This is a genomic window from Hydrogenophaga sp., from assembly GCF_050250835.1.
GTDB lineage: Bacteria > Pseudomonadota > Gammaproteobacteria > Burkholderiales > Burkholderiaceae_C > Hydrogenophaga.
This window is the reverse complement of record NZ_JBFWNX010000011.1, coordinates 59,113-82,025: the sequence shown is the minus strand read 5'-3', so window position 1 is coordinate 82,025 and position 22,913 is coordinate 59,113. Positions and strand designations below refer to the sequence as shown.

Annotated in this window: 24 protein-coding genes; 12 read left to right on the top strand and 12 right to left on the bottom strand. The window is 67.6% G+C overall.

Going from position 1 to position 22,913, the window contains the following annotated elements:
• Nucleotides 1-89: 89 nt before the first annotated feature.
• From AB7F11_RS14575 to AB7F11_RS14540, 8 genes are all read left to right on the top strand, one after another.
• A complete protein-coding gene (locus AB7F11_RS14575) occupies nucleotides 90-2,471 on the top strand; it encodes a xanthine dehydrogenase family protein molybdopterin-binding subunit (RefSeq protein ID WP_428290694.1) in 2,382 nt (793 codons plus the stop codon).
• A 10-nt stretch (nucleotides 2,472-2,481) separates the two neighbouring features.
• Entirely contained in the window at nucleotides 2,482-3,273 is a 792-nt protein-coding gene (locus AB7F11_RS14570) for an FAD binding domain-containing protein (protein WP_428290695.1), read from the top strand.
• Nucleotides 3,270-4,172, top strand: a complete 903-nt coding sequence (locus tag AB7F11_RS14565; protein WP_428290696.1) for an AAA family ATPase — start codon at nucleotides 3,270-3,272, stop codon at nucleotides 4,170-4,172. Before AB7F11_RS14570 ends, AB7F11_RS14565 begins: the two co-directional genes overlap by 4 nt.
• A gap of 360 nt (nucleotides 4,173-4,532) precedes the next feature.
• Nucleotides 4,533-5,708 carry a vWA domain-containing protein gene (locus AB7F11_RS14560; protein ID WP_428290697.1) on the top strand — a complete coding sequence of 392 codons (1,176 nt, stop codon included), beginning with the start codon at nucleotides 4,533-4,535 and terminating at the stop codon, nucleotides 5,706-5,708.
• Nucleotides 5,709-5,754: 46 nt separating this feature from the next.
• On the top strand, nucleotides 5,755-6,330 hold the full coding sequence (locus tag AB7F11_RS14555; protein ID WP_428290698.1) for a CoxG family protein: 576 nt from the start codon (nucleotides 5,755-5,757) through the stop codon (nucleotides 6,328-6,330).
• A gap of 10 nt (nucleotides 6,331-6,340) precedes the next feature.
• Nucleotides 6,341-7,417, top strand: coding sequence for an XdhC family protein (locus AB7F11_RS14550; protein WP_428290699.1), 1,077 nt, complete (start codon nucleotides 6,341-6,343; stop codon nucleotides 7,415-7,417).
• Between the two features lie 2 nt (nucleotides 7,418-7,419).
• On the top strand, nucleotides 7,420-8,061 hold the full coding sequence (locus AB7F11_RS14545) for a nucleotidyltransferase family protein (RefSeq protein ID WP_428299955.1): 642 nt from the start codon (nucleotides 7,420-7,422) through the stop codon (nucleotides 8,059-8,061).
• 102 nt (nucleotides 8,062-8,163) lie between these two features.
• Nucleotides 8,164-9,291, top strand: coding sequence for a helix-turn-helix domain-containing protein (locus AB7F11_RS14540; RefSeq protein WP_428290700.1), 1,128 nt, complete (start codon nucleotides 8,164-8,166; stop codon nucleotides 9,289-9,291).
• 169 nt (nucleotides 9,292-9,460) lie between these two features.
• On the opposite strand, the gene AB7F11_RS14535 is transcribed toward AB7F11_RS14540, so the two are convergent.
• Nucleotides 9,461-10,267: a TOBE domain-containing protein gene (locus AB7F11_RS14535; RefSeq protein ID WP_428290701.1), complete on the bottom strand. Its 807-nt coding sequence runs from the start codon at nucleotides 10,265-10,267 to the stop codon at nucleotides 9,461-9,463.
• Nucleotides 10,268-10,357: 90 nt separating this feature from the next.
• On the opposite strand from AB7F11_RS14535, the gene modA reads away from it, so the two are divergent.
• The 3 genes from modA to modC all read left to right on the top strand — a co-directional run bounded on the left by modA (nucleotide 10,358) and on the right by modC (nucleotide 13,000).
• A complete protein-coding gene (gene modA, locus AB7F11_RS14530; protein ID WP_428290702.1) occupies nucleotides 10,358-11,113 on the top strand; it encodes a molybdate ABC transporter substrate-binding protein in 756 nt (251 codons plus the stop codon).
• 106 nt (nucleotides 11,114-11,219) lie between these two features.
• Nucleotides 11,220-11,903, top strand: a complete 684-nt coding sequence (modB, locus tag AB7F11_RS14525) for a molybdate ABC transporter permease subunit (protein WP_428290703.1) — start codon at nucleotides 11,220-11,222, stop codon at nucleotides 11,901-11,903.
• Nucleotides 11,900-13,000: a molybdenum ABC transporter ATP-binding protein gene (gene modC / locus AB7F11_RS14520; RefSeq protein ID WP_428290704.1), complete on the top strand. Its 1,101-nt coding sequence runs from the start codon at nucleotides 11,900-11,902 to the stop codon at nucleotides 12,998-13,000. Before modB ends, modC begins: the two co-directional genes overlap by 4 nt.
• Before the next feature lie 13 nt (nucleotides 13,001-13,013).
• On the opposite strand, the gene AB7F11_RS14515 is transcribed toward modC, so the two are convergent.
• The 10 genes from AB7F11_RS14515 to AB7F11_RS14470 all read right to left on the bottom strand — a co-directional run bounded on the left by AB7F11_RS14515 (nucleotide 13,014) and on the right by AB7F11_RS14470 (nucleotide 20,349).
• Nucleotides 13,014-13,505 carry a hypothetical protein gene (locus AB7F11_RS14515; protein WP_428290705.1) on the bottom strand — a complete coding sequence of 164 codons (492 nt, stop codon included), beginning with the start codon at nucleotides 13,503-13,505 and terminating at the stop codon, nucleotides 13,014-13,016.
• A gap of 103 nt (nucleotides 13,506-13,608) precedes the next feature.
• Nucleotides 13,609-13,869 (bottom strand): PsiF family protein, encoded by a 261-nt coding sequence (locus AB7F11_RS14510; RefSeq protein WP_428290706.1) that lies wholly within the window; start codon nucleotides 13,867-13,869, stop codon nucleotides 13,609-13,611.
• 70 nt (nucleotides 13,870-13,939) lie between these two features.
• The gene (locus AB7F11_RS14505) at nucleotides 13,940-14,353 is read right to left on the bottom strand and encodes a DUF3597 domain-containing protein (RefSeq protein ID WP_428290707.1); all 414 of its coding nucleotides are present in this window, start codon (nucleotides 14,351-14,353) and stop codon (nucleotides 13,940-13,942) included.
• A gap of 129 nt (nucleotides 14,354-14,482) precedes the next feature.
• Entirely contained in the window at nucleotides 14,483-15,265 is a 783-nt protein-coding gene (locus tag AB7F11_RS14500; RefSeq protein WP_428290708.1) for an ABC transporter ATP-binding protein, read from the bottom strand.
• A complete protein-coding gene (locus tag AB7F11_RS14495; protein WP_428290709.1) occupies nucleotides 15,262-16,260 on the bottom strand; it encodes a FecCD family ABC transporter permease in 999 nt (332 codons plus the stop codon). The genes AB7F11_RS14500 and AB7F11_RS14495 overlap by 4 nt, the downstream gene beginning before the upstream one ends.
• Nucleotides 16,261-16,262: 2 nt before the next feature.
• A complete protein-coding gene (locus AB7F11_RS14490; protein WP_428290710.1) occupies nucleotides 16,263-17,309 on the bottom strand; it encodes an iron ABC transporter substrate-binding protein in 1,047 nt (348 codons plus the stop codon).
• A complete protein-coding gene (locus tag AB7F11_RS14485; protein ID WP_428299954.1) occupies nucleotides 17,290-18,003 on the bottom strand; it encodes a substrate-binding domain-containing protein in 714 nt (237 codons plus the stop codon). The genes AB7F11_RS14490 and AB7F11_RS14485 overlap by 20 nt, the downstream gene beginning before the upstream one ends.
• 14 nt (nucleotides 18,004-18,017) lie before the next feature.
• A complete protein-coding gene (locus AB7F11_RS14480; protein WP_428290712.1) occupies nucleotides 18,018-18,833 on the bottom strand; it encodes an extracellular solute-binding protein in 816 nt (271 codons plus the stop codon).
• Complete coding sequence (locus AB7F11_RS14475) at nucleotides 18,830-19,615, bottom strand: ATP-binding cassette domain-containing protein (RefSeq protein WP_428290713.1); 786 nt, start codon at nucleotides 19,613-19,615, stop codon at nucleotides 18,830-18,832. The genes AB7F11_RS14480 and AB7F11_RS14475 overlap by 4 nt, the downstream gene beginning before the upstream one ends.
• Complete coding sequence (locus AB7F11_RS14470; protein WP_428290714.1) at nucleotides 19,612-20,349, bottom strand: ABC transporter permease; 738 nt, start codon at nucleotides 20,347-20,349, stop codon at nucleotides 19,612-19,614. Before AB7F11_RS14470 ends, AB7F11_RS14475 begins: the two co-directional genes overlap by 4 nt.
• A 122-nt stretch (nucleotides 20,350-20,471) precedes the next feature.
• Here AB7F11_RS14470 and AB7F11_RS14465 point away from each other — a divergent pair, with 122 nt between their 5' ends.
• A complete protein-coding gene (locus AB7F11_RS14465) occupies nucleotides 20,472-21,599 on the top strand; it encodes a substrate-binding domain-containing protein (protein ID WP_428299953.1) in 1,128 nt (375 codons plus the stop codon).
• A gap of 22 nt (nucleotides 21,600-21,621) precedes the next feature.
• Here AB7F11_RS14465 and coaBC read toward each other — a convergent pair whose 3' ends face one another.
• Nucleotides 21,622-22,848, bottom strand: coding sequence for a bifunctional phosphopantothenoylcysteine decarboxylase/phosphopantothenate--cysteine ligase CoaBC (gene coaBC, locus AB7F11_RS14460; protein WP_428289015.1), 1,227 nt, complete (start codon nucleotides 22,846-22,848; stop codon nucleotides 21,622-21,624).
• Nucleotides 22,849-22,913: the final 65 nt, after the last annotated feature.

The window sequence follows — 22,913 nt, the reverse complement described above, 5'->3', positions numbered from 1 at the left end:
GCGCGACTCCCTCAAGTGGGCGGCGCCTGCGGCCTGGCAAAGCCAGTTCCGCGGCGCCCCTCGATCAAACTTTCAATGGAGCTATTGACATGGGTGCATCCGACTTCTCCAAACTCCCCCACATCGGCGAATCCTTGCTGCGCAAGGAGGACTACCGCTTCCTGACCGGTGCAGGCCAGTACACCGACGACATCGTCCTGCCCAACATGCACCACGCGGTGTTCGTGCGCTCGCCGCACGCCCACGCCAACATCCGAAAGATCGACAAGGCCGCCGCGCTGAAGGCGCCCGGCGTCATTGGCATCCTCGACGGCAGCGACGTCGCCGCCGACAAAATCGCGGGCCTGCCCTGCGGCTGGCTCATCACCGACACCGCCGGCCAACCGATGAAGGAGCCACCGCACCCGATCCTGGCCTTCGGCAAGGTGCGTTATGTCGGCGACCACGTGGCCATGGTCGTGGCCGACACGCTGGAGCACGCGAAGAACGCGGCCGAGCTGGTGGACGTGGACTACGAGCCGCTGGCAGCGGTGGTGGACGTGCGCGATGCCAGGAAGGCGGGCGCACCCGCCCTGCACGAAGCCGCCGCCGACAACCACTGCTACAAGTGGGCCATTGGCGACCAGGGCCAGGTGGACGCTGCGTTCGCAGGCGCCGCGCACGTGACGAAGATCGACCTGATCAACAACCGCCTTGCGCCCAACCCGATGGAGCCGCGAGCGGCCATTGCCACCTACAACCGCGCGGGCGACGACTACACGCTCTACGTAGCCAACCAGAACCCGCACGTGGAACGCCTGCTGATGACGGCCTTCGTGCTCGGCCTGCCCGAGCACAAGGTTCGCGTGATTGCACCCGACGTGGGAGGCGGCTTCGGCGCCAAGATCTTCCTGTATGCGGAGGACGTGTGCCTCACCTGGGCCTCCAAGAAGCTCAACTGCGCGATCAAGTGGAACTGCGACCGCTCGGAAGCCTTCCTGTGCGACGCGCACGGCCGCGACCACGTGACGCACGCGGAAATGGCGCTCGACAAGGACGGTCACTTCCTCGCCTTCAAGGTCCATACCGACGCCAACCTCGGCGCCTACCTCTCCACCTTCTCCACCGCCGTGCCCACCATCCTGTACGCCACGCTGCTCGCCGGCCAGTACAAGACGCCGCAGGTGTATGTGGAGGTGGACGCGTGGTTCACCAACACCTCGCCAGTGGACGCCTACCGGGGCGCGGGACGGCCCGAAGCCACCTACCTGCTCGAACGCATCGTGAGCCGTGCGGCGTGGGAGACTGGCCTGTCGCAAGACGAGATCCGCCGGCGCAACTTCATCACCGAGTTCCCCTACCAGACCCCGGTGGCCTTGCAGTACGACACGGGTGATTTCCCCGCCTGCATGGCCAAGGCCAACGAACTCGCCGAGATGGCCACCTTCGAGCAGCGCAAATCGGCGTCCAAGGCCAAGGGCCTGCTGCGTGGCGTGGGCTACAGCAGCTACATCGAAGCCTGCGGCCTCGCACCCAGCAACGTGGCAGGAGCGCTCGGCGCGCGCGCCGGCCTGTTCGAATGCGGCGAAGTTCGGGTACACCCCACGGGCAGCGTCACGGTGTTCACCGGCTCGCACAGCCATGGGCAGGGACACGAGACGACCTTTGCACAGGTCGTGGCATCGCGCCTGGGGCTGGACCCGTCGCAGGTCGACATCGTGCACGGTGACACCGGCCGCGTGCCCTTCGGCATGGGCACGTACGGCTCGCGCTCCATCTCGGTGGGCGGTGCGGCCATCATGCGTGCGCTCGACAAGATCGAAGCCAAGGCCAAGAAGATCGCGGCACACCTCATGGAAGCGAGCGATGCCGACGTGGACTTCGCCGGTGGCGAGTTCACCATCAAGGGTACCGACAAGAAGGTCACCTTCGGCCAGGTCGCCCTCACCGCCTACGTGCCGCACAACTACCCGCTGGACAAGCTGGAGCCCGGCCTGAACGAAACTGCGTTCTACGACCCGACCAACTTCACCTTCCCTGCCGGCACGCACATCTGCGAAGTGGAAGTGGACCCGAACACTGGCGTGGTGCGCATCGACCGCTTCACCGCCGTGGACGACTTCGGCACCATCATCAATCCGATGATCGTGGAGGGCCAGGTGCATGGCGGGCTGACGCAGGGCATCGGGCAGGCGCTGCTGGAGAACTGCGTGTACGACCGCGAAACCGGCCAGCTCGTCACCGGCTCGTTCATGGACTACGCCATGCCGCGCGCCGACGACGTGCCCGACTTCCGGCTTGGCCACGTGTGCACGCCCTGCACCACCAACCCGCTGGGCACCAAGGGCTGCGGCGAAGCCGGTGCCATCGGCTCGCCACCGGCGGTGATCAACGCCGTGCTGGACGCGCTGGCGCCGCTCGGGGTGCAAGACCTCGACATGCCGGCCAGCCCGAGCCGCGTCTGGGAAGCCATCCACGCCGCCAAGAAGTAAGGAGCACACCATGTACGCATTCACGCTCGAACAACCCAAGACCCTGGCCGACGCCAAACGCATCTCAGCCGGCGGCGCACAAGCGCTGGCCGGTGGCCAGACGCTGATCGCTTCCATGAAGCAGCGGCTGATGCGCCCGGAAAACCTGGTCGATCTCGGCGGTGTGGCCGAACTGCGCGGCGTCAAGGTCGAAGGCCAGACGCTGGTGATTGGCGCCATGACCTGCCACCAGGACGTGGCCAACAACGCCGATGTGAAAAAGCACATCCCCGCGCTGGCCGCGCTGGCCAACGGCATCGGCGACCGCCAGGTCCGTGCGCGCGGCACCCTGGGTGGATCGGTGGCCAACAACGACCCGGCCGCCTGCTACCCCAGCGCGGTGCTGGGCCTGGGCGCCACGGTGGTGACCGACCGGCGCGAGATCGCGGCCGACGATTTCTTTCAGGGGCTCTACACCACGGCGCTGGAACCCGGCGAACTCATCATCGCCATCCGCTTCCCGGTGCCCACCAAGGCCGCCTACGCCAAGTTCCGTCAGCCGGCCTCGCGCTTCGCACTGGTGGGCGTTTTCGTGGCGCTCATGCCTTCCGGCCCACGCGTGGCCGTCACCGGCACGGGCAATGGCGTATTCCGCCATGCCGGGCTGGAAGCGGCACTGGCCAAAAGCTTCACGCCCGAAGCCGTGGCCAGTGTGAAGGTGGACGCCAGCGACATGAACGGCGACCTGCATGCCAGCGCCGCCTACCGCGCGCATCTGGTCCTGGTCCAGACGCAGGCCGCCGTGCGGCAGGCGAACGGATGAGCAACTTGCCCGAGACCGAGTCCATCGACGGCCTCACCCACGCCTTGCAAGGCGTGGGCTACCACGCACCCCGGCGGCTGGCCACCGCCGTTTTTCTGGCCATGCGCTTGCAACGCCCGCTGCTCCTCGAAGGCGAACCCGGTGTCGGCAAGACCGAGCTGGCCAAGGCACTCGCCAGGGTGCTCGGCCGCCCGCTGCTGCGCCTGCAGTGCTACGACGGCATGGAGCAGCGCGAGGCACTCTACGAGTGGAACCACACCGCCCAGTTGCTGCACATGCGCGCTGCCCAGGCCACCGCCACGCCCGACGAGATCGAGCGCGAGGTCTACCAGGCGCGCTACCTGATTCGTCGCCCGCTGCTGCAGGCGTTGCAGACGCCCGCGCCCGGCGCGGTGCTGCTGATCGACGAAGTGGATCGTGCGGACGAACCGTTCGAAGCCTTTCTGCTGGAGTACCTGGGCGAATACCAGGTGAGCATTCCCGAACTCGGCACCATCAAAGCCGTTGCAGCTCCGTTGACGATACTGACCAGCAACCGCACGCGCGACCTCAACGATGCGGTCAAGCGACGCTGCCTCTACCAGTGGCTGGACTATCCCGAGCGCGAGCGCGAACTGGCCATCGTCAAGAGCCAGGTGCCCGAAGCCAGCGAGCAACTCACCGAGCAGGTCACGCGATTCGTTTCGCGCCTGCGCAGCCAACCGTTCTCCAACGCATTCCAGCGCAGCCCAGGCATCGCCGAGAGCGTGGAATGGGCCAAAGCCCTGGTGGCACTGGACACGCTCACGCTCGATCCCGAGGTGATACAGGACACGTCCGGCATCCTGTTCAAGCAACGCGAAGATGTGGCGGCCTTGCTGCCCATGCTGGATCAGTTGCTGGCACCTGAAGCTGTCTGACTTGGCGGTGGATCCCTTGTTTGCCTGCACCACCACCACTCGGGCCGAGCCCCCCTCCGTTCGGGCCGAGCCCCCCTCCGTACGGGCCGAGCCCCCCTCCGTACGGGCCGAGCCCCCCTCCGTTCGGGCCGAGCCCCCCTCCGTTCGGGCTGAGCCCCCCTCCGTTCGGGCTGAGCTTGTCGAAGCCATTTCCATCCCACACCACCAGCACCCTTCGACAGGCTCAGGGCGAACGGAGATACAGCCCCCGTCCAAGCTGATCCCAGCCCCGTTCGGGCTGAGCTTGTCGAAGCCTTTCCACACCCAGACCCCCAGCGCCCTTCGACAAGCTCAAGGCGAACGGGAGTCTGCAGTACCGCCATGATCCTCGGCGACGCACGCAGCGGAAAGCTCCCCGACCACATCACCGCCTTCGGCCGGGCGTTGCGCCGGGCCGGTGTACCGGTGGACAGCAGCCGCATGGCACTGGCCATCACCGCCGCCGAGGCCGTGGGCGTGGAGCGCAAGGACGACCTGCGCGCCGCGCTCGAAGCGGTGCTGGTGAGCCGCCAGCAGGACATCGAGGTGTTTGGCGAAATGTTCGACGCGTTTTTTCGCAACCCCGAACTCGCGCAGCAACTGCTCTCCCAGATGCTGCCCAAGGCAGCCAAGGCCCACCCTGTGCGGCGCAAGGCACGTGTGCAGGAAGCGCTCACCGTGGCGGGCCTGCAGGCCCGCCGGCCAGATGCCGGCGAAACCGAGGTGAAGTTCGACGCCGCCATGACCGCCAGCGACCTGCAACGCCTGCGCCATGCCGACTTTGCCGAGCTCTCGGCCAGCGAATTCCGACTGGTCGAACGCCTGGTGCGCGACATTCCCCTGCCGCTGCCACCGGTGGCTTCGCGCCGCGAGCGCGCCAGCACGCGTGGCCATCGCCCAAACTGGCCGCGAGCGCTGCAACAGGCCCGGCGGCACGACGGCGAACTGCTGACGCTGCCGCGCCTGAACCGGCGCCGCCAGCCACTGCCGTTGCTGATCCTGGTGGACGTATCGGGCTCCATGGAGCGCTACGCCCGCCTGCTGCTGGCCTTTCTGCACCAGGCCACGCGGGCCACGCCGCGCACGGCCTTCGCCTTCGGCACCGACCTGACAGACCTGCGCTCTGCCTTCCGCCACAGCGACACCGACCAGATGCTGGCCATGGCCAACGACGCCATCGAGGATTTTGCTGGCGGCACGCGCCTGGGTGCATCGCTGGCGCGCCTGCGCACCGAGCACCGCCGCAGCCTGGTGGGCCGACGCACTGTGGTGCTGCTCATCACCGACGGCCTGGACACCGGCGCGCCCGAGGCGCTGGAGGAAGAACTCACCTGGCTGGGCCGGCACACGCGGCAACTGCTCTGGCTCAATCCCCTGCTGCGTTTCGATGGCTATGCACCGCTGGCCAGTGGTGCGGCCGTGCTCCATCGCCACGCCCACGGCATGCTGGCCGTGCACAACCTGGGCCGGCTTGAAGACCTCGCGCGTTCCATGGCTGCGCTCATGCAGCGCGGCTGAAGCCCCCGAATTCATTCACCATTCCAACCTGACAGGAGATACCCACGTGGACATGCAAGGCAGCCGCACGCTCGCAGTGACCCAGCAACAGGCCTGGGAGGCACTCAACGACCCCGAGATCCTCAAAACCTGCATTCCGGGTTGCGAGAAATTCGAGCTCACCGAACCCAACACCTACGTCGTGGGCACCGCACTCAAGATCGGTCCGGTCTCGGCCCGGTTCAATGGCCGCGTGGTGCTCTCCGACATCGTGCCACCCGAGTCGTACAAGCTCGGCTTCGACGCCCAGGGCGGCGTGGCCGGTTTCGGCAAGGGCACGTCCGCCGTGTTGCTCCGGCCCACCGACTCCGGCTGCGAACTCAGCTACACCGTGCACTCCACCGTGGGCGGCAAGATCGCCCAGCTCGGCCAGCGCCTGATCGACGGTGCGGCAAAATCTCTGGCTGAAGATTTCTTTCGCCGCTTCGACGAAGAGCTGCAACGCCGCCATCCCGCCCCCCCGGGCGCAGCCGTGGTGGCACCTGCGCCCACTGCGCCCGCCTCGCGCGGCCTGCCCACCTGGGCGTGGGCCGCCATCGCGGTGGCGATTGCTGCGATCATCTACCTGGCCTCCCGGGCCTGAAGGATTCAAAGTGGAAAACCTCGATGTCACCGTGCTGCGCACCTTGCAGGGCTGGCGCGAACAAGGCCGCCGCGCCCTGCTGGCCACCGTGGTGCGCACCTGGGGCTCGTCGCCCCGGCCGGTGGGCTCCATCATGGCGCTGTGCGAAACCGGCGCGGTGGTGGGATCGGTCTCCGGCGGCTGCATCGAGGACGACCTGATCTACCGCTACAGCCGCGCCCACGGCGCGGTGCAGGGCAGCGAAGCGCCGCCCGGCATCACACACGAGATTCCCGACGGCACGCCCGAGCGCGTGAAATACGGCGTGAGCGCGGACGAAGCCCACCGCTTCGGCCTGCCCTGCGGCGGCACGCTGGAACTGGTGCTGGAATTCAACCCCGATGCTGCTTCCATCGCAGCGCTGGTGCTCTCGCTCGCGGGAGGGCAGATGATGGAGCGGCGCACCGAACTGGCCACGGGCCGCGTCACGCTGCGCGCGGCGCAGGCACCTGCTTCGCTCATCGACGATGGCAAGGTGCTGAGCAACACCTTCGGCCCCGAATACCGCATGCTGCTCATCGGCGCCGGCCAGCTCACCGAATACCTCGCCACCATGGCCCTCTTCAGCGGCTTCGCGGTGACCGTGTGCGACCCGCGCGAGGAATACCGCACTGCCTGGGCCGTGCCCGGCGTCACGCTGGTCACCGAGATGCCCGACGACGTGGTGCGCGAATTTCACGTGGACCGCCGCAGCTGCGTGATTGCCCTCACCCACGATCCCAAGCTGGACGACCTGGCGTTGCTGGAAGCGCTGGAGACCGAGGCCTTTTACGTGGGCGCCATTGGCTCGCGCCGCAACAACGAAGCGCGCCACGCCCGCATGATCGAACACTTCGACCAGACGCCCGAAAGCCTGGCGCGCCTGCGCGGCCCCATCGGCATCTACATCGGCAGCAAGACGCCGCCCGAGATCGCGGTGAGCATCATGGCCGAGGTGCTGGCGGTGAAGAACGGCGTGCCGCTGCCGCGCGACATGGACGTGGCCAGCGCCAAGAACTCGCGGGAAGCGAGCGTGCCTTCCGCGCCCACCTGCTTCGTCACCCCTTGAATATGAAGACCGGCTTTGTCATCCTTGCAGCCGGTGCCGGTCGCCGCATGGGTGGCGTGGCGAAATGCCTGCTGGAGCTGGAAGGCCGCAGCCTGCTGGAGCGGCTGCTGACCCACCTCCAGCCCTTGCGCGGCAAGGCGCGGCACGACCTGGTGCTGGTGCTGGGCCACCACGCCGAGGACATCCAGGCCCACGTGGCCCGTCTGCCCGAACAGCTTGCGCCGCTGTGCGTGATCAACCCGCGCCCGGAAGACGACACCGCCTCGTCGTTGCGCGCGGGCCTGCGAGCGCTGGCCCACGACGTGAAGCAGGTGGTGGTGTTGCTGGCCGACCAGCCCATGGTGGACGGCACCGACGTGCAGGCCGCGCTGGAGGCCTTCAAGGCACGCGGACCGGGCATTCGCGTGCAGGTGCCCATGGTGCACGGCCAGCCCGGCCACCCGGTGATCTTTGACGCGCAGGTGTGCGCCGCCCTGATCGGCACGCCGATGCAACCCAGCCTGCGCCAGTGGCGCGCCGCGCACCCCGAGGCGGTGCGGCTGTGGACAGTGGACAACCCGCACTACACCCGAGATCTCGACACCCCGCAAGACCTGGAAGCGCTGGCCCGCGAGACCCGCTGGTCGTGGCGCTGGCCGGGTTAACCCGAGCAGGTCGCTCAGGCGTGTGCGCAGCCATGCAAACGCTGCTCTAATGGCGCTTGCACCGCCAGCCCGGCCCCGGCCCAGCCCACTTTTCCACGCCACGTGACCAGCCCCTCGCCCTCGTCGGACCGCCTGTCAGCGCCGCACCAGCACCGGCTGGCACGGATCGAGCTGGCGCGGCGCACGCTGCTGGAAACCCGTGCCCCGCAAACGCAGCCGCTGCTGGCGCCCTGGGTCGAACGCTCCTGGCGGCGCTGCCTGGAGCTTGGCCTGGAACCGCGCCAGCATGTGGCCTTCGATGCCGTGGCCGCCAGCACCATGCACCTGGCCATCGAGGCCAACCAGCCGCTGCTGCGTGCGGCGGCCCCGGTGATCCAGTCGCTCACGCGCGCCATGGCCCACACGCGCTACTTCGCCATCCTCACCGACGCAAACGGCATGGTGATCGACGTCAATGGCCCGGTGGACCGGCACAACCCTTACGCCGCCAGCATTGCCCGCGTGGGCGTGGACCTGTCCGAGCGCGCCGTGGGCACCACCGCCATCGGCACCACACTGGCCGAACTGCAACCCGTGTGGCTGCACCGGGGCGAGCATTTCTACGACGACACCAGCGTCTACAGCTGCGCTGGCGCGCCCATCTGGGGGCCCGATGGCCAGTGCGTCGGCATGCTCGACCTCACCGGGGTGAACGTGATCGAACAACCCGCGCTCAAGCACCTGGTGACGCAATCGGCGCGCAGCATCGAGAACGCGCTCACGCTGAGTCGACCACACCGCCTGCTGCTGTGCCTGAACTGGCCCGGCCGCGTGATCGGCGACGACAGCGATGGCCTGGTCGGGCTGGACCAGGATGGCCAGGTCACCGCCCTCAACCGGCCTGCGGCCGACATGCTGGGCATCGGCCCCGGCATGGCGCCGGGCCACTGCAGCGAACTCTTTGCCGTGCCCATCGAAACGCTGTTCGACGCGGCGCGCGCCCAGCGCGGACAGTTTGAGGTACCGCTGTGGTCGGGTCTGCGCCTGTGCGTGCTGGCGCAACTCAACCGAGGTGGCGAGCGTGGCGTGCCCCTGCATGGCGCCGTGCCCGGCGTACCGCTGAAGGACGTGGAAACCGCGCTCATCCGCAAGGCGGTAGACGACGCGCGCGGCAACGTGAAGGAAGCGGCGCGCGCGCTGGGCATCAGCCGCGCCACGGTGTACCGCAAGCTGGGCGCTCGGCAACGCTGAGCGTTTTCTTGGCCCGGTTCTTCTGGCTGTTTCCATCGAATCCGTGTCGAAGAGGCGTGCTGCACGCAGCCGCCAGCCTTGAAGATCAGCCATTCTGGAACGCGGCAAGCGCACCCTGCGTGGCCATCTCGATGTCGACAAAGATGCCGGCGTTGGACAGCTCCTGCACTTAGCCAGGCAGACCTACCACCAGCGCCGCGAATGGCATGGTCGCCACTGCACGCGCACCAACGCGAGCCGCGAACGGATGTGGCGCAAACCCCACCCAATGCCCCCCTCCTTCCAGCGCCAGCACCACCTCATCGCGATCAGCACCCTTGGCCACGCGCTCCACTCGGCCCTCCAGTGAACACCGCTGGGCAGCACCGTCTCCTGGCACCACCGTCGCAGCACGCGCCGCGCTGAGCACGCTCACCGCCGTGGCCTTGCACAGCACCAGCACCTCCTGCCCCGGCGCCAGGCCCAGCAGGTCGGCGCTTTCGCGGGTGACGCTGGCCGTGAGGCCGGCGCCGCCGGGTGTGCGCAGTTGCACCCACACCATGGGGTCGTTGGGCGACGCGGGCTCGCATTGCAGCACGCGGCAGGGCAACTGGTTGCGCATGCTGGTTCGCAGGCCGAAGCCGCCGCTGGCCAGTTGCATGCCTTGCGAGAAGCGCGCCAGCACCTGTTGGCGCGCCTGGCCCAGTGCGTCTGCCAGAGCAAGCAGTTGCTCGCCGTGCGGGGTGATGTGAGCGCCGCCGCCGCCCACGCCGCCCACGGTGCGCTCCACCAGCGGCTGTCCGCTGAGGTTGGACAAGGTGTCGATGGCCTGCCAGGCGGCCTTGTAGCTGATGCCCACTTCCCGCGCGGCCTGCGAGATGGAGTGGCCGGCGGCGATCTGGCGCAGCACGTCCAGGCGCTTGTCGCCGCTGCTGTCAGCCAGGGCTTGGGGGAGCGTGGTCAACGCACGTCGGGCTGAAGGGTTTCTGGAAGCCATGGATTTCTTCAAGGGCCTATACTCTCATCGCTATTCCAGATTGGAATAGCGAATTCTCGCCAAATCTCAGTAAAAAAAAGGATCGCCGCGATGTTCGCACGTTCTCTTCTGCACTGGCCCTTGCTGGCGCTGGCTGCTGTGGCTGGCACGCTGCACGCGGCCGAAGCGCAGATTGCCGTGGCCGCCAACTTCGCCGAGCCGATCAAGGCCATTGCCTCGGTGCTGCAGAGGACGACCGGCCACACGCTGAAGATCAGCGTGGGTGCCACGGGCGGGCTGTATGCGCAGATCAAAAACGGCGCGCCGTTCGACCTGATGCTGGCGGCCGACACGAAGACGCCCGCGCAGCTCGAAGCCGATGGCCTGGCGCAGCCGGGCGGCCGTTTCACCTACGCCACGGGCAAGCTGGTGCTGTGGTCGGCCGATGCCGCCAAGGTGGATGCGCAGGGCGCGGTGCTGAAGGGCGAGGGGTTTCGCAAGCTGGCCATGGCCAACCCCAAGACGGCGCCCTATGGTGCGGCAGCTGTGCAGACAATGGACCAGCTGGGGTTGACGGCCTCTCTCACGCCGAAGCTCGTGCAGGGCGAAAGCATCGGCCAGACCTACAACTTCGCCTTCACCGGCAACGCGGACATCGCCTTCGTGGCCATGTCGCAGGTGCTGGAAGGCGGAAAGCTCAAGGGAGGCTCGATGTGGGTGGTGCCGCAGAACCTGTATACGCCCATTCAGCAGGACGCGGTGCTGCTCAAGCGCGGCGCGAACAACGAAGCCGCCAGGGCTCTGATGACGTTGCTGAAAAGCCCGAACATCAAGGACCTGATCCGCTCCTACGGCTATGAAATTTGAACACCCCCGCGGCGCTTCGCGCCACCCCTCAAGGGAGCGACACCAGCCGTCCGGCAAAGCCGGCCCGGCGGTGTCTCTCGGTAATGCCACCTGACGCGACCATTCTGTGCTCCTGTCCCCGTCCGACCTCCAGGCGATCGGCCTCACGCTGCAGGTGGCCACCCTCACCACGCTGATCCTGCTGGCGCTGGGGGTGCCGCTGGCATGGTGGCTGGCCCGCAGCAACTCGGCCTGGAGCCGGGCGGTGGGTGCGCTGGTGTCGATGCCACTGGTGCTGCCGCCTTCGGTGCTGGGCTTTTACCTGCTGGTGCTGATGGGACCCAACGGGCCGGTCGGCCAGTTCACCCAATGGCTGGGCCTGGGCGTGCTCACCTTCAGCTTCACGGGGCTGGTGATCGCCTCGGTGTTCTATTCGCTGCCTTTCATGGTGCAGCCGGTGCAAAACGCCATGCAGGGCCTGGGCACGCGCCCCTTGGAAGCGGCGGCCAGCCTGCGCGCCTCGCCACTGGACACTTTTTTTCATGTGGTGCTGCCGCTGTGCAAGCCGGGGCTGATCACCGGCACCATCATGGCCTTTGCGCACACGGTGGGTGAATTCGGCGTGGTGCTGATGGTGGGTGGCAACATCCCGGGCGTGACGCGCGTGATCTCGGTGCAGATCTACGACCACGTGGAGGCTCTGGAGTATGGCGATGCCCACCGCCTCGCAGCGGTGATGCTCGGTTTCTCGTTCGTGATGCTGCTCGCGCTGCAGCTCTACCACCGGCGTCAGCGCACGAGCCACCCATGAACAAAGGTCTGCAACTCACGGCTCGACTGCAGCGCAGCGGTTTCCTGCTCGATGTGGACCTGCACCTGCCGGGCAAAGGGGTCAGTGTGCTCTTCGGGCCTTCGGGCTCGGGCAAGACCACCTGCCTGCGCATACTCGCCGGCCTGGAGCCACAAGCCGAGGGCGTGGTGCGTATGGGCGACGAGGTGTGGCAGGACAGCGCACGCGGCCTGCTGCGCCCGGTACACCAGCGCGCCCTGGGCTATGTGTTTCAAGAGGCCAGCCTGTTCGAACACCTGAACGTGCAGCGCAACCTGATGTTCGGCTTCCAGCGCACGCCCGCCGCCGAACGCCGCCATGGCTGGGACCATGGCCTGGAACTGCTCGGCGTTGCCCACCTGTTGCCGCGCATGCCGCACGAGTTGTCGGGGGGCGAGCGCCAGCGCGTGGCCATTGCGCGGGCCCTTGCCACCAGCCCGCGTGTGCTGTTGATGGACGAGCCGCTGGCTTCTCTGGATGCGGCGCGCAAGGCGGAAATCTTGCCGTGGCTGGAGCACTTGCACGAGCGGCTCGACATCCCGGTGGTGTACGTGACGCATTCACCCGACGAGATGGCGCGACTGGGCGACGATCTGGTACTGCTGGAAGCCGGTCGGGTGCGCGCCCGGGGTCCTGTGGCGCAACTGATGACACGGCTGGACCTGCCACTGGCCCACGGCGATGCCGCCGCCTCACTCATTGACGCGCACGCGGCGGGCCATTCACCGGACGATGATTTGAGCGTGCTGACATTCAATGGGGGCCGGCTGCTGCTGCCGCAGGCCGCCGACGTGGCCTTGCCCGTCCACACACCGGTGCGCGTGCGCGTTCAGGCACGCGATGTGAGCGTGTCTCTGCAGATGCCCGAGAACAGCAGCGTGCTCAACGTGCTGCCGGCCACGGTGGTGGACGTGGCCGACGACACGCCAGGCCAGGTGCTGGTGGGCTTGCGGCTGGGCGAAGGCGATGAAGCTGTGCGCCTGCTCTCACGCATCAGCGCGCTCTCCGCGCGCCGCCTCGGCATTGCGCCGGGCCTGCCGGTCTACGCCCAGATCAAGGGCGTGGCGATGGTGCGCTGACGGCCCGCTGCGCTCAGGGCTGGTAGCAGGCGCCGGAAGTGTCGTTGTGGATCTGCACGAGCTCCCCGCCTGCGGCACCCCAGATGTTGCCGCCTGTGAAGGCGAGACAGCCTTCATCCTTGTACAAAACCTGCATGCGGCGCGCGTCCGAGCCGAAATAAAACGGGATCCAGCGTTTGCCGGTTTCGTGGGAATGCGTGCGGTCGGGCGCACGGTCCATGATGTCCTGCACCTCACCCATGCTCATGCCGATGCGCAGCTTGGCAAATTTGCTCTTGGGTGATGCCACTCCCCAAACCTCGCCTTCGTAGCTGCCGTCGGTGGACTTGACGACGCGTGGCGCATCGGTGGAGACGGGTGCAGCCGACGGGGCCGCATCTGGCGCCTTCACGCTCCTGGCAGAAGCACTCTCTGCTTCGCCCTGCTTCAGGGGCGACGAACACCCCGCCGAAAGAACGGCCAGCATCGACAGCCCGCTGAAAAATGCAATCGTTGAACGCTTCATACAACTCCTGAGACCTGGTTGAAAAAAAGCGCTCCCACTGCTCGCAGTGGAAGCGCCCCAGGAATTGTAGTTCTGAAGTATTCAAAATTTCGTTGGAGCTGGCTCAGCCAGCAGCTGCACCCACCGCGTCTTTCACGCACTTCCTGGTGAAGCTGGTCTTGGCGGCGCCGTGAATCTTTTTCTCTGCCGCTGCCATGTCACACGTGGCCGCAGCGTCTTTCTCGCACTTCTTCAAAAACGAGGTCTTGGCCGCGCCGTGCAGCTTTTTCTCGGCGGCTGCGGCGTTGCAGCTCGGGCCTTCGGCGAATGAGGCCGCGGGCATGAGTGCGGCCAGAACAAAGGAACACAGGACCAGTTTGCGCATGAGGAGCCTCCATCAATCAACCCGGTCATTGAAGGCGACGCCCCATGCGGCGTCAAGGTCAACGAAAGTATCAGTCGAGCATGTCCTTCGGGATGTTGCCGCCGTTGGCAGCGATGTGGGCGAGCACGTTCTTGTGCAGCCACATGTTCATCTTGGCGGAGTCGCCCATGAGGTCATCGGGGCAATACAACTCTTTGGCGAGTTGCTTGCGGGCGTCAAGGCTGCTGTCGAGTTCGAGCAGTTTGAGCAGGTCGACGATGGAGGTCTTCCAGTTGAGCTTCTGCGGGTTGGCTGCTGCCTTCTTTTCCATGAGCGCCATCACGTCCACCATGGTGATGGAAGCCACCGGCGCGGGCGCTGCCACGGCAGGTGCGGGTGCATCCATGGGTGCCTGGGGCACAGGGGCGCTGGCCACCGGTGGCTGGGGAGCGACCTTGGGCGAGCCCATGCCGAGTTTTTCGAGGATGTTGCTGAAGATTCCCATGGGGTGCTCCTTGAGGTGTGTGGACGGGTGGAACATGGACGGACCACGTGCCGGGCCAGTATGGCGGCGGATCAAAGCTCCGCGCAAGCACCTTAACAGTTGTTCATGAATGGAGGCTCCGGTCGGGCATCAGGGCCAGAAAGCAGGCAGAAAAGCCGGCAGGCCGCCATCGGCATCAGTGACTTGCTGCACGCCCGCGCCATAGAGCTCGCGCAGGGTATCGACCTTCATCACCTGCGCCACCGCGCCCTGCGCCAATACGCGCCCGTCGCGCATGAGCAGCGCACGGTTCGCGCAACGCAGCGCCTGGTTGGGATCGTGCGTGGTGAACCACACCGCGAGGCCTTCATCGGCCAGTGTTCGAATGGCGCGCATGACCAGGCCCTGGTTGCCGAAGTCGAGGCTGGCGGTGGGCTCGTCGAGCAGCACGGCGCGTGGCTGCTGTGCGAGTGCGCGCGCGATCACCACGAGCTGGCGTTCGCCGCCGCTGATGCGGTGGACCGAACGCGCCGCGAGGTGCGCAATGCCCAGGCGCTCCAGCGCCTGCCTTGCGATGGCGCGGTCCTTCTCGCCGGGTCGCGCGATCAGGCCCAGGTGCGCGGTGCGGCCCATGAGCACCATGTCCATGGCGGTGAATCCGAAGGTGCTGGCCTGGCCCTGCGGCACATAGGCCAGCTCGCGCGCACGCTCGGCCAGCGGCCATTCGGACAAGGGGCGCCCCCGCAGGTGGACCGTTCCGGCCTGGGCGGGCAACAGCCCCAGCATGGTCTTGAGCCAGGTGGTTTTTCCACAACCGTTGGGGCCGAGCAGCGCAAGCACTTCGCCCGCGTGCAAAGTCACATTGAGATTCGAGCCCACCACGCGACCCGGATGGCCCACGCCAAGGCCGTTGCAGGCCAGCACTGGCGTCATGTCCAGCCCCTGGACGCGCGGCGCAACAGCACGATGAAGAACGGCGAGCCGATGAGCGCCGTGAGGATACCGAGCGGAATCTCCACTGGCGCCAGCGTGCGCGCCAGGGAGTCGATGAGCAGCAGGAAACCGCCGCCGAGCGCCGCAGAGGTGGGTAGCAGGCGCGCGAACGAAGGCCCCACCAGGAAGCGCGCCAGATGCGGCACCACCAGGCCCACCCAGCCCACGATACCCGCTGCGGCCACGCTCGCGGCGGTGACCAGCGTGGCCGCCGCCACGATGAGCAGCCGCAGGCCGGTGGTGCGGGCGCCGAGTGAGCGCGCCTCCTCCTCGGGCAGCGACATCACGTCCATGCGCCAGCGCAGCAACAGCAGCACCACCGTGCCCAGCGCCACCGGTCCGATGAGTGGCAGCAGGTCGTCGGCATGTGCGGCGGCCAGGCTGCCGAGCAGCCAGAAGGTCATGGCTGGCAACTGGTTGTAGGGATCGGCGAGCACCTTCACCAGGCCAATGCCTGCGCCCAGCAGCGCACCGATGACGATGCCGGCAAGCAGCAGCACCAGCACCGGGTCGCCATGCCGCACGGTGGACCCCACGCCGTAGACCAGCGCCACTGCGAGCAAGCCTCCCACGAACGCGGCCGCCTGGATGCCGAAAACGCCGAACGACAAGAAGATGCCAAGCACCGCGCCCAGTGCTGCACCCGCCGAAGCACCGAGGATGTCGGGTGAGACCAGCGGGTTGCGAAACAGGCCCTGGAAAACCGCCCCGGCCACGGCCAGCGCACCGCCCACGGCGATGGCCGCCACAATCCGCGGCCCGCGAATCTGCAGCACCACGGTCTGCACCTGTTCGTTGGGCGCGGGCGCGCCCTGCAGCAACGAGGTGAGCAGGTGCCAGATGTCGGACAGCGGAATGTCGGTGCGACCCAGCGCGAGCGCCACCAGCACGCCCGCCAGCAGCACCGCCACCGACCAGACGCCACCGCCCCGCATGTTCAATCTCTTCCGGCCAGCACCCGCGCAACCTGGGCGAGCGACAGGTCCACCTGGTAGAACAGGCGGTAGAAATCTCGCGTCAGCAGGGTCAGGTCTTCCGGGAACAGCGAGGGAAAAACCTTGCTGCCCAGCCACCAAAGCCCGGGCAGGCGGTTCACACTGGGCGGGAAGTCGATCCAGCCAAACGGCAGCTTGGGCGAGAGGTGGACGCGGCCACTCTTCACGGCGCTCACGCTGCGCCACAGCGGGTTTGAGCGCACGGTCTGCGCGAAGGTCTGGTCAATGGTGACGATGATCTCGGGGTCCCACCCCAGCACATGCTCCATCGACACCGTGGCCAGCCCGCCTTGCAGGCCGGCGGCCACGTGGTGGATGCCCATGGCCTCGAACATCTCCACATTGATCGAACCGCCCAGGCCGGTCTCCAGCCCCTCGGGGCCGCGAGCGTAGTACACGCGGGGCCGAGCCGTGGCGCGGGCCACGCGCTCCTGCACCGTGCGCAAGGTGTCGGCGGCGTATCTCGCCAGTTGCGCGGCGCGCTCGCGCCGACCCGTGAGCTCGCCCAGCAACAGGTACCCCGGTGCGGTGGCCTCCAGGCGGCCGTCGATCAACGCGTACGGAATACCGGTCTGCGCCTGCACGCGGTCGGCCAGTTCCACGAAGGTGGCGCGCGTGGAACCCGAATCGACGATGAGGTCTGGACTGGTCAGCAACAGTTGTTCGAGGTTGGTGGTGTTGCCGCGCCCGGTGAGGCGGCCCACCTCGGGCCGGTCGCCAATGCCGGGCAACAGGAACTCCCGCTCAGCCGCGCGGTTGGCACGCGGCCAGCCGATGAGCGCATCGGGTGCGAGCGTGTAGAGCCAGATGGCGGCCGGCGGACCTGCGGGGAAGATGCGTTGCACCCGCGCCGGCACGTTCACGCGCCGGTTGGCGCTGTCGGCAACGCTGCGCCCTTGCGCCAACACCGGAAGAACAGTGCCCCCTGCCGCCGCGATCAGAAGATCGCGGCGGCTCAGGGAGCGGCTTTCAGGCAGCTTCGAATCCATGGCGCACCAGTATCTGCTGAACCGGTGTGGACAGCAGCGCGCTCAGCCATGCGCGGACCGATGGAGGCGCATCGTCCCGGCAGCTCGCGCCGTAACGGGCGCCCACCTGCAATTCCGCTGGCAGTTCCAGCATCCGCAGGTCGGAACGTTCCTCGCAGGCCGCGAGTGCGTTGGTTCGATAGGTCAGGAACACGTCGGCCCAGCCCTGGGCCATGACCCAGGCATAGGTACCCAGCCCTGCCGGGGCCCTGGGCGAGTCGGCCGCGCCGGTCAGTTGGAGTGCCTTGGCTTTGAGCAAGGTGCCAGCGCCTGGTCGCAGGGCGTCGGCCTTGTCGAACAACGCCCAAGCGTAGTCGCCGGAGGGATCGCTGTTCGGCGTCGAGGTGCCCACGCGCACCTCCGGGTCGAGCAGCGTGTCGAGCAAGGTCGCGGAGCGGATTTCGACGTGCGTGGCCACCAGTGCGCACAGGCTGTTGCGTGTGAAGACCACCGGCGCCATCCACCCGCCCTGCCGGGCCAGGCGCTCGGGCTGGCTCAGGTCGGCGGAGGCAAACACCTGCGCTTGCTCTCCCCGCTCGATGCGTTCTCGCAGCAGGCCCGCCGCGCCAAAGGTCAGCGTTGCAGGCTCACACGCGCCCGAGCGGACCAGCTCGGTGAAAGCCTCGCGCAGGCTGCCCGCCGCGTAGACCTGCACGGGCCCGTCACCGATCACTTGGCGGCGTTGGGGAAGAAGAGTTGCTCACCGCCAATCTTGTAGCTCGCAATCGCCGCCTGCCCTGCCGGGCCGGTCACCCAGTCCACGAACTTCTGGCCTTCCGCGGTCTTCACCTGCGGGTGCTTGGCCGCGCTCACCAGCATCACGCCATACTGGTTGAACAGGCGTTTGTCGCCTTCCACCAGCACCGCCAGATCGGCGCGGTTCTTGAAGTTGAGCCAGGTGCCGCGATCGGCGAGCACATAGCCACCGCTGCTGGCGGCGATGTTGAGCGCAGGGCCCATGCCGCAACCACATTCCTTGTAGCCCGTGCCCTTGTTGGCGTCGGTGTCGGTCATCTTCCAGAAGCGCAACTCGGCCGCGTGCGTGCCGCTCTTGTCGCCGCGGGAGATGAATTCGGCGTTGGCGGCCGCCACCTTCTTCATGGCCGCCACGATGTCGTTGCCTTTGGTCTTCACCGGGTCGGCCTTGGGACCGATCAGAACGAAATCGTTGTACATCACTTCCTGGCGCCTGGCGGCGAAGCCATCGGCCACGAACTTCTCTTCGGCCACCTTGTCGTGCACGAACAGCACATCGGCGTCACCCCGGCGCGCCATGTCGATGGCCTGGCCAGTGCCCAGGGCAACCACTTTCACGTCGATGCCGGTGGCCTTCTTGAACTCGGGCAGCAGGTAAGAGAACAGCCCCGACTGTTCGGTGGACGTGGTGGAAGCCACCACGATGCTCTGCGCAAAGGCGCCTGCAGTGGCGAGGAGACTGGCGGCGCCCAGGACAGCAGTAAGGGCGAGGCGGCGGAAGGGTTTCACAAGCTTTCTCCTTGAACAAACAAATGGGCCTGCGGGCACAGGGACCGCAGCAGGTCGTGGTTGAAAAATTCGTGCACCGGCAGATCGGCCAGCAGCCGGCCGCGCTCCAGGTAGATGACGCGGTTGGCCAGGCGCTTGACCTGACCGAGGTTGTGGCTGCTGAACACCAGCGTGGTGGGCCGCCCGGTGGGTTGGCCGTCGGCGTCGCGCTGGCCCACCGCCGTGAATTCGCTGATGAGCGCTTCCACTTCGCGTTTGGCGTGTGGGTCCAGGCTGGCGGTGGGTTCGTCGAGCAACCACACAGCCGGGCGCAGCGCCCACGCCCGCGCCAGCGCGAGGCGCTGCTGCTGGCCGCCCGAGAGGGCACGTGCATTGCGCTCTGCCAGGGCGCTCATCTCCACACGGTCCAGCGCGGCCAGCGCCAGTGCATCGGTGTGCCGCCACGGCACGCCCTGCAGCCACAGGCCGAGCTGGATGTTGTGCCGCGCGCTGATGCGCAGCATGTGCGGGCGCTGGAACAGCATGGCCACACGCTGGTGCGCGGGCGTGCGCAGCTCGCCCGCGCTGGTGCGCTGCAAGCCATGCAGGGTGCGCAACAGCGTGCTCTTGCCGCTGCCATTGGCGCCCACCAGCGCCACGCGCTCACCCTCTTCGATGCGCAGGTAGATGTCGGTCAGGGCCTGAATGTGCGCGGCCGCACCCAGGCGCACCTGCACACCGCGCGCCTCGAAGCAGGGAACGGGCACCACGGGGCGGTGGGCCGTGGGCGGGATGCCGGTCATGCCGCCACCATCGCTGTGGCTGCACTGGCCGCGCCGTCGGCCCGCTCGCGCCAGCGGCGCAGCAAGGACACCATGGCGTTGAGCAGCAGCACCACCGCCAGCAGCACCACGCCCAGGCCGAGCGCCAGCGGCAGATCGCCCTTGCTGGTTTCCAGGGCAATGGCAGTGGTCATGACGCGGGTGAAGCCTTCGATGTTGCCGCCCACGATCATCACCGCGCCCACCTCCGACACGGCGCGGCCAAACGCCGTGAGCAACACGGTGATCAAGGCGTAGCGCTCGTCCCAGGCCAGCAACAGGCTGCGCAGCTTCGTCCCCGCACCCAGCGACGAGAGCTGTTCTCCGTGGCTGCGGTCGGCGTCTTCCACCACCTGGCGCGTGAGCGCGGTCACCAGCGGCAGCACCAGCACCGTCTGCGCCAGCACCATGGCCTGAAAACTGAACAGCCAGCCCAGAAAACCCAGCGGCCCCGAGCGCGACAGCAGCAGGTAAACAACCAGGCCCACCACCACCGAAGGAATGGCCAGGAACGTGTTGAGCACGGTGAGGACTGCCCCGCGCCCGGCAAAACGCGCGGCCGCCAGCCAGGAGCCAAGCACCAGGCCCAGACCGCAGGCAAGCAGGCAGGCGGTGGCGCTCACCGCGAGCGAGCGCATCACCACCGTCCAGAGCCCCGGGTCGCCCGAGAGAACGAGCTGCAACGCCGTGACCAGGCTGTCGGAAAAGGTGTTCATAGGTTGCGACCGAGCTTACGGGGGCGCTCTCGAATTGAGAGTACGTAGTGACGCGATATGAATCGGCCGACATACGTCAGGGCAAGGCGCCCAAATGTTCATTTGGGGCACACTCCCCTTCCATGCGAAAGATCGAGCTCTCCTACACCTTGTCGGCGTCGCGGCCGGGACCTTCGCAAGCCTCCGCGCTCCTGCGCAATCCCATGATGGATGTGCTGCACGCGCTGCGCAGCAGTGGCTCGATCTCGGGCGCAGCGCGGGAGCTGGGCCTGTCGTACCGCCACGTGTGGGGTCAGCTCAAGGACTGGGAAGCCGACCTGGGGCAGGCCCTGATCATCTGGGAACGGGGCCAGGCGGCCCGTCTCACGCCATTTGGCGAGCGCTTGCTGATGGCCGAGCGCCTGGCCCAGGCGCGCCTGGGACCGCAGATGGAAGGCTTGCGCGCCGAGCTGGAGCGCGCGTTCTCCATGGCGTTCGAGGACGACCAGCGCAGCGGCGCCAGCGATGTGCTCACGCTCTACGCCAGCCACGACCACGCGCTGACCGAACTTCAGCAGTTCGCGGGCACCGCCACCGAAGGGCGCAACGCCTCGCCACCCTTGCACCTGGACATTCGCTTCTGTGGCAGCGTGGACGCGATCCGCGCCCTCAACGAAGGCCGTTGCGGCCTGGCCGGATTCCACACGCAACCCTTCGCCTCTGCCGACAGCCTGAGCGCACGCACCTACCGGCCCCTGCTCAAGCCCGGCCTGCACAAGATCATTGGCTTCGCACGCCGTTCGCAGGGCCTCATGGTGGCGCCGGGCAACCCGCTGCGCCTGCACGACATCGGCGACGTGTCTCGCCTGCAGGCGCGCTTCGTCAACCGCGCCATCGGCACCGGTACGCGGTTGCTGCTCGACGAACTGCTGGCCCAGGCGACACGGCTGCCCCTGGACATCGTGGGTTACCACCATGTGGAGACCTCCCACGCCGCCGTGGCCCACGCGGTGGCCAGCGGCAGCGCGGACGTGGGGCTGGGCACCGAGTACGCAGCGCGCGCGCAGGGCCTGGGCTTCGTGCCTCTCACCGAAGAGCGCTATCTGCTGGTGTGTCTCAAGAGCACGCTGGAACAGCCCGCCATGCAGCGCCTGATCCAGCGGCTGCGCAGCCGCACGTGGCACGAGCGCCTGAATGCACTGCCTGGCTACGCCGCCGATCACTGCGGCGAAGTGGCCGCCATGAAGCGCCTGCTGCCCTGGTGGGGCTGACCCGGCCTAGCACAGCGCCGGTTCAACGCGGCAGTCGCCGCCCGATCTCTTCCACCAGTTGCCGCGCCAGCACCAGCTTGGACGCGCGGGGCAGCTCCGTCATGCCCTTGTCGTCCACGAGCAGAAGCGCGTTGTCGTCCTGCCCGAAAGTGGCGGGGCCGATGTTGCCCACCAGCAGCGGCACGCCCTTGCGCACGCGCTTGGCCTGGGCGTGCTCTTCCAGGTCGTGGCTCTCGGCCGCAAAGCCCACGCAGTAAAGGGCGCCACTTTTCGCGCGCGCCGACGCGGCAATGCCCGCCAGGATGTCGGGGTTCTCCACGAAAGACAGCGTGGGCACCTCACCCGAGCCATCCTTCTTGATCTTGTGCTCCGCCGCCTGGACCGGCCGCCAGTCGGCCACGGCGGCGGCCGAGACGAACACGGTCGCACTCTGCGCCAGCAGGTCCAGGCTTTTCTGCATGTTCAGCGCCGATTTCACATTCACCCGCCCCACCCCGCGCGGCGTGGCCAGGCCCACCGGGCCGGCCACCAGCGTGACCTGTGCGCCCGCCTCGTGCGCGGCACGCGCGATGGCAAAGCCCATCTTGCCACTGGACAGGTTGGTCAGTCCGCGCACCGGGTCGATGGCCTCGAAGGTGGGGCCGGCGCTCACCAGCACGTGTTGGCCCGCCAGCCCTTTGGGGCTGAAAAAGCGCACCAGGTCATAGAGCAGTTCGTCGGGCTCCAGCATGCGGCCATCGCCGGTTTCGCCGCAGGCCTGCTCGCCCGCGCCCACGTCGAGCACGGTGGCGCCGTCGGCGCGCAGTTGCTTCACGTTGCGCTGGGTGGCCGGATGCGCCCACATCTCGCGGTTCATGGCGGGCGCCAGGATCAGCGGCACCCGCTCGATCGGGCGGGCCAGGCACATCAGACTGAGCAGGTCGTCGGCACGGCCGTGCACCAGCTTGGCCATGAAGTCGGCGCTGGCCGGTGCCACCAGGATCGCATCGGCCTCGCGGCTGAGGTTGATGTGGGCCATGTTGTTGTCCACGCCGCCGGAGGTGCGCGAATCCCATTGCGACGTGAACACCGGGCGCCCCGAGAGCGCCTGCAGCGTGACCGCGGTGGCAAACTGCTCGGCCGCCTCGGTCATCACCACCTGCACCGTGGCCCCCTCTTTCACCAGCGCCCGGCACAGCTCGGCCGACTTGTAGCAGGCAATGCCGCCCGAGAGGCCCAGCACGATGTGTTTTCCGGCGAGATCGTTCATGGGCGCAATGTAGCAGTTCGGGAATGCCCAGCCAGGGGGTATGGAGGGTCGCATTTATAATCGCC